12 protein-coding genes are annotated in these 12,741 nt (G+C 34.9%); 7 read left to right on the forward strand and 5 right to left on the reverse strand.

The features are described 5' to 3' along the window. The 3 genes from ACIQ0D_RS07755 to ACIQ0D_RS07765 all read right to left on the reverse strand — a co-directional run. A partial coding sequence (locus ACIQ0D_RS07755) for an iron chaperone (RefSeq protein WP_395804368.1) occupies nt 1-283 on the reverse strand: 283 nt, incomplete at its 3' end. Nucleotides 284-331: 48 nt separating this feature from the next. After that, complete coding sequence (locus ACIQ0D_RS07760) at nt 332-1,207, reverse strand: YihY/virulence factor BrkB family protein (protein WP_395804370.1); 876 nt, start codon at nt 1,205-1,207, stop codon at nt 332-334. 100 nt (nt 1,208-1,307) lie between these two features. Further along, entirely contained in the window at nt 1,308-2,282 is a 975-nt protein-coding gene (locus ACIQ0D_RS07765; protein WP_395804372.1) for a glycerophosphodiester phosphodiesterase, read from the reverse strand. 178 nt (nt 2,283-2,460) lie between these two features. Here ACIQ0D_RS07765 and ACIQ0D_RS07770 point away from each other — a divergent pair, with 178 nt between their 5' ends. Next, the gene (locus tag ACIQ0D_RS07770; RefSeq protein WP_395804374.1) at nt 2,461-3,054 is read left to right on the forward strand and encodes an LEA type 2 family protein; all 594 of its coding nucleotides are present in this window, start codon (nt 2,461-2,463) and stop codon (nt 3,052-3,054) included. A 119-nt stretch (nt 3,055-3,173) separates the two neighbouring features. Continuing rightward, a complete protein-coding gene (locus tag ACIQ0D_RS07775) occupies nt 3,174-4,490 on the forward strand; it encodes a DUF3887 domain-containing protein (protein WP_395804376.1) in 1,317 nt (438 codons plus the stop codon). A 90-nt stretch (nt 4,491-4,580) separates the two neighbouring features. On the opposite strand, the gene ACIQ0D_RS07780 is transcribed toward ACIQ0D_RS07775, so the two are convergent. Continuing rightward, nucleotides 4,581-5,810, reverse strand: a complete 1,230-nt coding sequence (locus tag ACIQ0D_RS07780) for an MFS transporter (protein WP_395804378.1) — start codon at nt 5,808-5,810, stop codon at nt 4,581-4,583. 188 nt (nt 5,811-5,998) lie between these two features. Beyond that, nucleotides 5,999-6,598 carry a hypothetical protein gene (locus ACIQ0D_RS07785; RefSeq protein WP_395804380.1) on the reverse strand — a complete coding sequence of 200 codons (600 nt, stop codon included), beginning with the start codon at nt 6,596-6,598 and terminating at the stop codon, nt 5,999-6,001. Between the two features lie 133 nt (nt 6,599-6,731). On the opposite strand from ACIQ0D_RS07785, the gene truA reads away from it, so the two are divergent. From truA to ACIQ0D_RS07810, 5 genes are all read left to right on the forward strand, one after another. Next, complete coding sequence (gene truA / locus ACIQ0D_RS07790; RefSeq protein WP_395804382.1) at nt 6,732-7,544, forward strand: tRNA pseudouridine(38-40) synthase TruA; 813 nt, start codon at nt 6,732-6,734, stop codon at nt 7,542-7,544. Nucleotides 7,545-7,622: 78 nt separating this feature from the next. Then, on the forward strand, nt 7,623-8,465 hold the full coding sequence (locus tag ACIQ0D_RS07795; protein WP_395804384.1) for a DUF2911 domain-containing protein: 843 nt from the start codon (nt 7,623-7,625) through the stop codon (nt 8,463-8,465). A 288-nt stretch (nt 8,466-8,753) separates the two neighbouring features. Further along, nucleotides 8,754-11,084 carry a carboxypeptidase-like regulatory domain-containing protein gene (locus ACIQ0D_RS07800; protein ID WP_395804386.1) on the forward strand — a complete coding sequence of 777 codons (2,331 nt, stop codon included), beginning with the start codon at nt 8,754-8,756 and terminating at the stop codon, nt 11,082-11,084. A 2-nt stretch (nt 11,085-11,086) separates the two neighbouring features. Continuing rightward, a complete protein-coding gene (locus ACIQ0D_RS07805; RefSeq protein WP_395804388.1) occupies nt 11,087-11,911 on the forward strand; it encodes a DUF4249 domain-containing protein in 825 nt (274 codons plus the stop codon). A 78-nt stretch (nt 11,912-11,989) separates the two neighbouring features. Then, the coding region (locus ACIQ0D_RS07810) for an N-acetylmuramoyl-L-alanine amidase (protein ID WP_395804390.1) at nt 11,990-12,741 on the forward strand (752 nt) is incomplete at its 3' end.

Genomic DNA, 12,741 nt, shown 5'->3' on the forward strand with positions numbered 1-12,741 from the left:
TAAATCTAATCGTGCCTTTTGATAAATTATAAGGAGCCAATTCATCAACAAACGCTTTAATTGCAGAAGGGCCCGGGTAAAATCCAATATGGCTTTTATAGGCAGCAAAATGGACCAAATTTCCGTTTAATTTGAACGTTGGCATTTGATAGCAAATTGCTTCGGTTGAATCAGGTGCAGCTTCTTGTATAGTTGATCTTAGTATCTGAAGCTTGTTTTTTAGATCTTGATGGAATGAATCTAGATATTCATCAATAGTTTGGTACTTTATCGTGTTTTTCATGAAAGCCTTTCTTTAAATTATTGTACAAAAAAATACAATTATAAAATATTATTCCGCTTTAATTACTTGCGTTTCAATCGCAAATGCCTTCCTAACTGGCCTAATGGGTGAGTCGAAGGTATCGCTTAACACTTTTACAAAGCAGCCTCCATAATAAAATATCATAGCCGAATAAAAAACAAATAACATGATGAGCACCATTGAACCGGATGCACCATAAATTGTACTGATATTACTTCCAATAAGAAGATAACCTAAAATCCATTTTCCAATGGTAAATAAGATGGCAGTGAAAAAAGCTCCTATTAGACTAATTTTCCATGTTGGGCGACCAGCAGTTAAGAAACGAAATAAAAAGGCCAACCAAATAGTTAGTGCAACAACGAATACAAGTTCATTAATTAAACGATTAAAAAACCAGCCTCCTCCTCCCCAAATCTGGTCTATATAATTGCCCATAATTGCTTGAAAGCTTTCTAGTACTAATCCCGCTATGAATAAAGCGCCAGCAAGGAAAATAACAATCAAAGATCTTAATCGATATTTCAATCGGAAACCAATACCTGGTTTTGGCATTACCCTGATATCCCAAATTTGGCCTAATGAATTTTTAATTACCTCAAAAAGAGTAGTAGCAACAAACATTAAAAAGATAAACCCGAAAAAAGTGATGTACCATTTATGACTTAATCCACTTACAGCTACTAAAACACCCTCCAATTGTTGTGCACTGCTTGTACCTAAAATATGCCCTATTCGATCAATCAATTCGGAGCTAAGCTCATTCGGGTCGACAGCAAAACGGAAAAATTGAGTGAAAATAATCAAAATGGGAGGCAAGGCAAATGTGGCAAAAAAAGCCGTTGCAGCGCCCATCCGCAAAGGATCATTCAATTTCAATAAAGCGAAAGAAGTCCGCATCATCGAAATGAAATTTGTTATTTGAGGAAATTGATTATTCTTTATTGCCAAGACTAATTTTGATTTTCAAATGCAAATTTGCGAATATTTAGCCTTAATTAAACTATTTAACAGTCATTTTAAGAAGTAATTCGGGCTCATTAGTTGTAATAAAGTCTATTTTTTGATCCAGAAAAAATTGCAATAATTTTGGATCATTAACGGTCCAAGTATTGATAGTCAAGCCTTTTTCTTTTGCCTGAGCAATCCAATTGGGGTTTTTTTGAAATACACTTTGATTATAATCTAGTCCCCATAATTTATCTTTTGCTAATATTTCCGGCGATTTATCACCATTCAAATAAGCCACCCTAGCATATGGATCAAGACGAAGCAACTCCAAACAGATATCATAATCAAAACTGATGTAGTCAATCCAAGCTTGAGCTTTAAGTCGCTGCACCAAATCCATTACTTTATGAGTAAGCTTTATCGCTCTTTCTTTATTTATTGTAGGCTTAATTTCTAAGATTAGTTTAGTCTTATTTTGGGTCATACCAGCCTTAATATAAGATTCCAAAGAAGGCATATTTTCGCCGCTAGCTAATTTTAAATCAAGCAATTCAGACGCATTAGTATTGTGAATAGTTTTACCTTGGATAGTTGGATCATGATTCACTACCAATACTGAATCTGCAGTCATGTGCACATCAAATTCAGATCCCTGACACCCCATGCCAATGGCAAATTCTAAAGCAGCGATTGAGTTTTCGCTTGCTCCTGTATTTTTCCACGATCCGCGATGCGCAATAACCCTGTTTTTTATGAATTCATCATGTACCAATCTGAATGTTTGTTCTTGCTGTCCGGAAGGTGTTAAAGCCCTGATTGTAAGGTCATAATATTGAATATTCGCTTTAATATTTTCTTTAGCGATAAAAAGTTTATTGCCTTTTAGCTTAAATAAATGTGCATTTTGACCAATTAGCTCAAATTTTGTCATTTTTCCCGCTAAGCTCACAGTACCAATCAGATTATTGTCTTTTGAAAAGCTATGATTACTTAAAGTTGGCTGAGCAATTGATATGGAGAATGACATACTCAACAGAATTAGAAAAAAATTAAACTTGATGGAATTAATCATGATAATAGAAATGAGTTTGATATATTCTCATAAAAATAGAACATAAAGGCCAAATTGGTCTGATATTTAAGGTATTTTACTGAATTATTATGAAAAAGGTATAATTTGGCACAAAATAAGCGTTAAGCTAAGCATGAAAAAATACCTTTTAATTTACATTATTACATTTTTAGCATCAGGCTGTGGTATATCCAGAAAAATAGACGTTCTTGAAAAATGTACATATAATATTAAATCGGCAGATAATATTTTCCTAGCAGGAAAAGACATGACCGCATTATTTAAAAATAGAACATTTGATTTGAGTAGCGCTCCCGGTTTAGCTTTGGCGATGTTAAGAAAAAATATTCCTTTGAAAGCTAATGTTAATTTAAGCATTTATAATCCCACAAGTAAAAGTACAGTCATTAATCAGTTTGACTATATTATTTTAGTAAAGGGACAAGAGATTGCGACTGGAATGGTAGACGAAAAGATAAATTTAGAAGCCGGTGCAACAAACATTATTCCAGTGCAAATAAGTTCAAATATTTATTCTTTTTTATCAAACGGGGAAACGATGGAAGAGTTATTAGACTTTATGTCGGGAGCCAAAAGCGGCCCAAAGGAGAAAAAAAGCATGGTAACCATTAAAATAAGGCCTAGTTTTATGTTAGGGAAAGAATTAATAAAATATCCTAGCTACATAATCATAAATAAAGAAATTAGTAGTAGAATACTTTATTGATAGGAATAGTCCAAAATTTAGCCTTCTTAAATCTAAAATTGCAGCCTAATTTATTTACGAATAACATCAACCTTAATTTTCTTATCTTTCAAACCTGAATCAAACAATTCAATTGTAAAATGAAATTTTTAAAAACACTATTTGTACTCCTATTAATTAGTCACCTGAGTTTTTCTCAAAGCGTGATATCACTTATGAATCGTGCTGATCAGTTTTTCGAAACTATGAATCAAGGCAAGTTTGAAGAAGCACGTGATTTTATGGATGAAAGCGTAAAAAGTCAGATTTCATTAGACGAGCTAAAATTATTTTGGCTTAGACTTGAGAATAGTTTAGGAACCTACCAATCTGTAGATGGAGCTAAAAGTTCTATTCAAGGAGATTATTATCAAGTGGTATTAACCTGTGGTTTCTCGAGAGGATCTCAACCTTTCACATTTGTTTTTAACAAGGAAGAAAAATTAGTCGGTTTTTTTATCTCACAAAAGCCAGTGGAGAATGAGTATGCGTTGCCGAGCTACGCAGATACAAGCCTATACAAAGAACAAGAAGTAAAAATTAAGTTTGCTGAAGGAGAAATGGCTGGAATGTTTACTAGTCCTAAAAACAGCACAAATTTTCCGGTTGTAATCATGGTGCATGGATCTGGACCTGCCGACATGGATGAGTCTGTGGGTTCAAATAAGCCTTTTAAAGACCTTGCAGCTGGTTTGGCGGCTCAAGGTATAGCTAGCATTCGATATGTTAAGCGCTCCATGATTTATCCAAACACATTCAATAAAGCATTTACCGTAAAGGAGGAGGTTCTTGACGATGCATTAACAGCAATCACCTTAGCTGGTACCCTTCCAGGTGTAAATAAAGCTCAAATTTATGTTTTCGGGCATAGCCTTGGCGGAATGTTAGCACCTAGGATCGCAAGTTTAGCACCTAGTTTGAAAGGTATTATTTTAGCCGCAGCGCCGGCGAGAAAATTTGCCGATTTGATAACCGAACAGAATGAATATTTATACAAAGCATCGGGCGATACCAGTGCAGCAGGGAAGCAGCAGTTTCTTGAATCGGTAATTGATATCGATAAAACTAGGCTTTTAAAACTTGGAGCTATTGCACCCGATTCAGTAATTCTTGGTGCTCCTGCATCTTACTGGCTTGATCTAAATAATCACGATCAATTGGCGACAGCTAAAAAACTTAAAAATCGCGTTTTAGTTGTTCAGGGTGAGAAAGATTTTCAAGTTTCTGTACGTGATTTTGAAATCTGGAAATCAGGATTGGCAGGAAATAAAAATACGATGTTTAAACTTTATCCAGATTTAAATCATCTTTTATCTGTTCAAAAGGAAAAAGGTAATGGCGCACAATATCGCTTGCCAGCAAATGTAGATATCAATTTAATTAAAGATATCGCACTCTGGATTAAGGAAAGCAATTAATATTCTTAAGAAAAAAATTAAAAGGAGATTAGTATACTAATCTCCTTTTTTGTGAATTCTTATTTCAAAGACAGTGAGAAATTGCCAAGATTAATCTTTTCCAATATTGGGCAAAAAAGCGGTAATTAAACCAATCAAGGGAAGATAGGCACAGATTTGATAAACATATTCGATGCTTGTACGATCGGCCAAACTACCCAAAAGTGCAGAACCAATTCCTGCAAGCCCGAAGGCATAGCCAAAAAATAGACCAGAAATCATCCCCACCTTACCTGGAAAAAGTTCTTGAGCATAAACCAGTATTGCAGAAAAAGCAGAAGCTAAAATCACACCGATAGGAATTGTCAAAATAACAGTCCAGAACAAATTCATATGAGGCAATAGTAAGGAGAAAGGCGCCACACCTAAAATTGATCCCCAAATCACATATTTACGACCAATTCGATCGCCTAATGGTCCACCAATAATAGTCCCCGCAGTTATAGCAAATAAAAAAATAAAAAGATATACCTGTGAATCTTGTACCGAAGCGCCAAACTTATGAATCATATAAAAAGTATAATAACTAGTCATACTCACTAGATAAATATATTTTGAAAAGATTAAAACCATCAAAATGCCGACTGAAATAAAGACCTTCTTTTGGGAAAGATTATGGAATATATTATGCTCAACACTCGGCCTTCTTGCCTTAATTTTCACCTTCCTTTGATACCATTTTCCAATATTAAACAAAATGAAAATCGCCAAAATTGCAAGTGCCGAAAACCAAACAATATTTAATTGACCATAGGGAACGATAATAAGAGCAGCCAATAGCGGACCAATAGAACTTCCGAAATTACCCCCTAATTGAAATACAGATTGTGCCATACCTCTCCTACCACCAGAAGCCATGTGAGCAACCCTGGATGCTTCTGGATGGAAAATTGAAGAGCCAATACCCACTAATCCAACAGAGAAAATTAGAAATTCAAAACTAGGTGCTACTGATAGTAAAATTAAGCCAATAAGGGTAAATCCCATTCCAATCGCTAATGAAAATGGTTTTGGTTTACGATCGGTATAAAATCCTACAAAAGGTTGAAAAATAGATGCTGCAAGCTGAAAAGTAAGGGTTATGAGTCCGATTTGTGCAAAATTAAGACTAAAAGACTCCTTTACAACCGGGTAAATAGCTGGAATTATTGACTGCAATGTATCATTTAGTAAATGTGATATACTTATTGCAATAAGAATCGGATAAACGGCTTTTCCAGCTTTACTTGAGTTTATATTATTGGAAGGTATTTTAGGACTCTCGGCAATATCTTTTTCCATTGTTCATTTTCAATGGCGTAAATATCAGTCCAATTATTTAAAAAAGCGAGTAAAATAATAAATTCTAAACTGGTCCTCTAGAGTAAAATATCTCTCTTAATTGCCAAACAGCCTTAATTTATCGGAAGAGTTTCCAATACGGATAATATCAAACAAAAGCTTTATTGTTTAGTTCTATACTATTCAAATTACTTTATTGAATCTGTGGTAAGTTTTGAACCAGCGCTACCTGTTAAAGGGGCACCTACTGCAAGCTCACAACGGTGTCCTGGTTGTCCGTGAGCTGGGTTTACTTTTAAACCCGCAGGGGCAGCTTGAGTTACCGGAGCAGATTTAACAGTTTGTGTTTGGGTAGTAGCTACCGACTTACTAGGGACAGAGTTTAAAGGAGCACCTACAGAAATATCACAACGGTGTCCTGGTTGTCCGTGGGCTGGATTTAGGGTCACGCCAGCTGGTGCTGCTTGTGTAGTACTATTTACTTGACCTGTTGTAGCTGTGCTTGAAATAGCTGTTGTTGGCATTCCAGCTGAAGGAATTCCTGTTTTCGCATCACCTGTTAATGGTGCACCAACTGCAAGATCACAACGGTGTCCTGGCTTACCATGTGCTGGATTGAGTGTAAGATTGCCTGATGTATTTGTAGTACCTGATGTATCCGTAGACATTTGAGGAATTCCTTGACTAGAAAATGAAGGCTGAGCTTCTTTATTTCTTTCATTAACCATAAATCCAATAATGGCAGCACCAGAAAGTACAACTGCACCAACAATCACAATAGTTCTCATAATAATAGCTTGTTATTTATGCTTTTATAGGAAAGCGAAATACAAAAATACAAAATTTTTAAATAATTAACCTTTACGATAAGGGCTTAGAATTAAAAATTCATTATTAGCTTAGCAAATTAAATTATCAATTTTGAGATATTTCGTACATATTGGCTACAAAGGAAGCAATTATTTTGGATGGCAAAGGCAACCCGATAAGCTCAGTGTACAAGAAATAATCGAAGAAAAACTTGCTAAAATCTTTAAAAAACCCATCACAATTTACGGTTGCGGTCGTACTGATGCCGGTGTTCATGCGAGCCAGTATTTTTTTCATATGGATATGGATAAATCATGGAATTTCGACCTCTTTTTTAGACTAAACCGAATCCTTCCAGATGATATTGCTCTTTTTGACATAATTCCAGTTGATGGAGAACCACATGCTCGATTTGATGCCATCCAAAGATCTTACGACTTTTTTATTCATACCTATAAAGATCCCTTTTTAAGTCAGAGTAGTTCCCTTTATTTAAGGAAGGAATTTGATTTAAATCAAATGAGAAAAGCAGTTAATCTACTGCCTAAATATGAAGATTACCGGGCATTTTGTAAATCTCCCGACAAAAATGAACATACCATTTGTCGCGTTTCATCGGCTCAGCTTTTTGTAAATCAAGAAGGAGATAGGATACGATTTAGCATCTCTTCAAATAGATTCTTAGGTCGCATGATTCGAATTATTGCCCGAAAATTAATCGAAATTGGCGACAATACGCTCAGCGTAGACGAATTTGAAAGTCACCTAATATCAAGAAATATCCCTGATAAAATCTTACCAGCACACCCGCAGGGACTGTTCCTATCTAGGGTTAAATACCCATTTCTCGATATAAAGCCTAAAGCGAAGTTTTTAAATGCTGAAGATAGCGGGTATTGGAAAGAAATTATTGTAAGTGCTTAATTTTCGGTTTTTACAATTTAGACACAAATATTCATCTTTAATCCAATAAATTAGATCATTATTTTTAACCTAAATAACATGAAAAAAATATTAGTTCTTTTAACTGCCGCATTATTAACTATGTTCTCTGAAAGTAGTTTTGCACAGCTTAAAATGCCGCAATCAAGTAGCTCTCAAACAATTATTCAAGAATTTGGATTAGGAAAAGTAACTGTCAAATATTCCCGCCCTAATATTAAAGGAAGGAGTGTAGAAAAAGATTTAGCTCCTTTTGGTGAGGTATGGCGTACAGGTGCAAATGATGCTACAGTTATCACCTTTACGGATGCGGTTAGCATAGAAGGAAATGCCGTTCCAGCAGGCGAATATGCTATTTTTACTATCCCAGGCAAGGATGAATGGACTATTATCTTAAATAAAGAAACCAAGCAATGGGGCTCTTATGAGTACAAACAATCGGAAGATGTTTTACGATATAAAGTGAAGCCTACTCAAGTAAGTGAAAAGACAGAAACATTCAGCATTCAGTTTAGTAATGTGATGCCTTCGAGTGCTAATCTTGATTTAGTTTGGGATAATTTTAAGGTTTCTGTAAAAATGACTACGGATGTTGATGCAAAGGTGATGGCCAGTATCGAGGAGGCAATGAAAACGGATAAAAAACCATATTATCCTGCTGCAGTATATTATTTTGAAAATGGTAAAGATTTAAAGAAAGCATTAGAGTGGATTAGCATGGCAGAGGCAGCAGATCCTAAAGCACCCTGGTTCAAATATCAGAAAGCACGTATCCAGTTAAAAACTGGAGATAAAGCTGGTGCAGCAAAAACTGCAAAAGCGGGTATAGAAGCAGCAAAAGCAGTTAAAAATGTTGAATACATTCGCTTAAACCAGAAAATTTTATCTGAAGCAAGCCTTTGATTTTTAACAAAAATGACTTTATAAAGCCCTCTATTTGAGGGCTTTGTTGTTTCAAGGATTTTACAATAAAGAGTATTGGTAAATTAGAATGTCATTAAAAAAGCTTTAGGTTATTCCTTAGGCTATGTATTGAAAAAAAGCTTAGTTCTCAAAGCTTGATGCTTGTTTCAATAATCTATTATCTTACATTCCTCTGAAAAATTGATTCATAAATTGTTTTAACTTTACAAAATTAGATATACCTCATATAGTAGACAAAATTCTTTCTTCTATTTTAATTTACACAGAATGCACCTAATAAAATCATTCCTAATTTCTATCACATTCTTATTTGTTTTTTCTGCAAATAGTTTAGCACAAGAGAGTTATACTATAAATGGAGTGGTAAGAGATTCTCTTTCTGGAGAAACCTTAATTGGTGTAAGCCTAAAATTTAATGGAAAAACACAAGTAGGAACTAGCACAAATGCCTATGGATTTTTTTCATATAAATTAAATTCTGGGACTTATGATCTAAGCGTAAGTTATATTGGATATAAAACAATCTTGAAAAAAATTACCATCAGCGCAGACACTAAACTAGACCTAAATATGGTTTCAGATAATGTGATTGATGAAATTATAATTAGTGCTGAAAAAAGGAATGATAATGTGGTAAATGCGCAAATGGGCTTTGCTAAAATTAATCTCAGTGAAATTAGAAACGTACCCGTACTCTTTGGAGAGCGCGACATTTTAAAAACACTACAATTATTACCCGGTATTAAGTCGGCAGGTGAAGGAAATAGCGGTTTTTATGTTCGTGGTGGATCAACCGATCAAAATTTAATCTTGCTTGACGAAGCACCAGTTTATAATGCATCACATTTATTAGGTTTCTTCTCCACGTTTAACTCAGATGCCATAAAAGATGTAAGTGTATTTAAAGGTGGTATGCCCGCTCAGTATGGTGGAAGATTATCATCTGTTTTAGACATTCGCATGAATGACGGAAATAAAAAGGAATATACCGCAGAGGGAGGAATTGGATTAATTTCATCTAGATTAAAGCTCGAAGGACCTATTGTTAAAGATAAAGGTTCATTCATGATTAGCGGTAGAAGAACCTATGCAGACGCGTTTTTAGCATTTTCTGGTGATAGCTCCATTAAAAATAATACACTCTATTTCTACGACCTAAATGCCAAAGCAAACTATCAAATTGACGATAAAAACACACTTTATCTATCTGGATATTTTGGTCGTGATGAACTAGGATTGAGTGAAACCTTCGGATTTGGTTGGGGAAATACTACAGCAACATTGAGATGGAACCATTTATACAGTAATCGATTGTTTTCAAACACCTCCCTAATTTACAGTAATTACAACTATGTAATTGAGAATTTTTTAGAAGAAAATAATTTCAAGGTAAACTCATCTATTCGAGATTTAAACCTAAAACAAGATTTTCAATTAGCTCTAAATAATAGCCATAACATTCGCTTTGGAGTCGACTTAATTCAACATACTATTTCTCCAGGTGATATCACGGCAAGTGAAACTTCAAGCGTGAATGAGGTAACCGTTGAAAAACGTAAAGGCAATGAAATTGCAGCCTACATTTCTGATGAATGGGAAATGAATGATCGTATTAATGTGGTTTACGGACTAAGAGCTAGTTCGTTTTTTCTCTTAGGTCCAGGAAGCTTTTCTAATTATGATCCAGATGGAAATGTCTTATCTACCAAAACTTATTCAGGTGGAGATCTTGTTAAGTCTTATATCAATCTTGAACCAAGACTTTCGTTAAGCTACCAAATAAACCCTTCTTCGTCAATTAAAAGCTCTTACACCCGTAATACGCAGAATTTACACCTCATGTCTAATTCTACTGCTGGCTCACCAACAGACCTTTACATTATGAATAGCAATAATGTAAGACCAGAAATTGCTGATCAAATAGCGCTAGGTTATTTCAGAAATTTAAAGGATGATAATTATGAGTTCTCTGCAGAAATTTACTACAAACAAATGCAAGGGCAGATTGAGTACCGAAGCGGAACAGATCTTCGCGGAAATAGAAATGTAGAAGCCGACCTGCTTTTCGGAGATGGCAGGGCTTATGGAATTGAGTTGTTTTTAAAAAAGCGCTATGGCAAAATCAATGGATGGATTGGTTATACACTTTCAAAAACTGAACGTCAGTTTAACGACATAAATAATGGTAAATGGTTTTTAGCAAAACAAGATCGTACACATGATTTATCATTAGTTGGTATTTATAAGGCAAGTGATCGCTGGACTTTCTCATCAACTTTTGTTTATAATACTGGTAATGCAGTAACTTTTCCTTCAGGTAAATACCAATTGAATGGGAATACGGTATTTTACTACCCAGAGCGTAATTCTGATCGAATGCCTGATTATCACAGACTTGATTTCTCTGCTACTTTAGAAGGAAAACCAGGTAAAAAACTTCAATCTAGCTGGTCTTTTGGCGTTTACAATCTTTACAATCGTAAAAATGCTTATTCAATCGATTTTAGAGACGACCCAGACGATAAGAGTAGAACACAAGCCGTAAGAACAACTCTTTTCGGTATCATCCCATCAATTACTTGGAACTTTAAGTTTTAATCATGAATTTAAATCAAAAAACAATCGCGATATCTAAATTTTCAAAAGCAAATTATTTACTGCTTTCCATTGTTTCATTATTCCTCTTTTCGTCTTGCGAAGATGTAATTGAGCTCAATCTGCAAAATACGGAACCAGTTATTGTAATTGAAGGTAGCGTAACTAATCAATTAGAAAATCAATTTGTTAGGGTTTCTAAAACTATTGACTTTACAAAGGCTAACACTTTTAGCGGACTTAAAGGAGCTAAAATAAGTTTAAGCAGCTCTTCTGGTGTAAAAATTGATTTTTTAGAAGTAGCTGACGGACTTTATAAAAGTCCCGATTTTAAAGGTATACCCGGAAATACCTATAAACTTGAAGTTTTAGTCGATGGCAGGGTATATAGCGCAAATTCTACCATGCCCATGCCTGTAACACCAGATTCGCTAAGGTTTAAAAGATTGAGCTTCTTTGGCAGCACGAGTATTTTCCCATCTGTTTTTTATAAAGATCCCCTGGGTATTCAAAATCAATACAGATACGTTTTAAAAATAAATAGAAAAGTTCAGGAAGACTTTGTTTCGGAAGATCGTTTTAATGATGGAAATGAGGTTTCTGATCTTATTATAAATGAGGGTGAGGATATTAAATTAGGAGATACCATCCAAGTTGAAATGCAATCAATAGACAGAAATGTATTTAAATATTATTTCGCTTTGAAGCAAATTAAAGGAGAGGGTGGTCCGCCAGTGGCACCTGCTAACCCCAAGTCCAATTTCAATAATGGAGCTGTAGGAATCTTTAGCGCTCATACAAAATCAAGTATTTCTGGAGTAGTGAAATAAAGGAGAAGTAAATTACAAGAAATCATTGCCATTGAATGATTAGAATTTTGTATTTTCCCAAAAATTTAGTATATTATTATGCGTTTTAAGTCAACATTGCTAGTTTTTGCAGGATTAAGTACTATTCTAGCCTCTTGTTCAACAAATCCTTATGGTCCTACGAATAAGGTCTATAAAAAACAAACAAAAGAGCTTAGTAAAGTGATTCGCACTAAGCCAATTAACCCTGGTGGCGAGGAATTTGTAGGTACTACTAATTTCGGACTTAGAAAGCCTAACTATGTGATTATTCACCATACCGCTCAAAATTCAACCGAGCAAACCCTTAAAACTTTCACATTACCTAGAACACAAGTAAGTGCTCACTATGTTATTGGTAGAGATGGAAAGATTTATCAAATGTTGCATGATCTTTTAAGAGCTTGGCATGGCGGAGCAGCAAAATGGGGTAATTTAACGGATATTAATTCTGGCTCCATAGGTATTGAGCTAGACAATAATGGATTTGAAAACTTTTCGGAAGCACAAATCAATAGTCTACTAGAGGTATTGGCAAAACTTAAAAAGTCCCACGGTATTCCTGCAGCAAATTTTATTGGTCACTCAGACATTGCTCCGGGTAGAAAAGTTGATCCCAATATCAATTTCCCATGGAAAAAATTAGCAGATAATGGTTTTGGATTATGGCAAGACTCTATTTTAGTTGATTCTGTACCCGAAACATTTAATCATCTCGACGCGCTCCGAATTATTGGTTATGACATCAAGAATCCGGTGAACGCCCAAAAATCTTTCCAATTGCATTTTGTGCAAAAAGAAATTACAGGCGT

The sequence above is a fragment of the Daejeonella sp. genome (genome assembly GCF_044342615.1).
Taxonomy (GTDB): Bacteria; Bacteroidota; Bacteroidia; order Sphingobacteriales; family Sphingobacteriaceae; genus Daejeonella.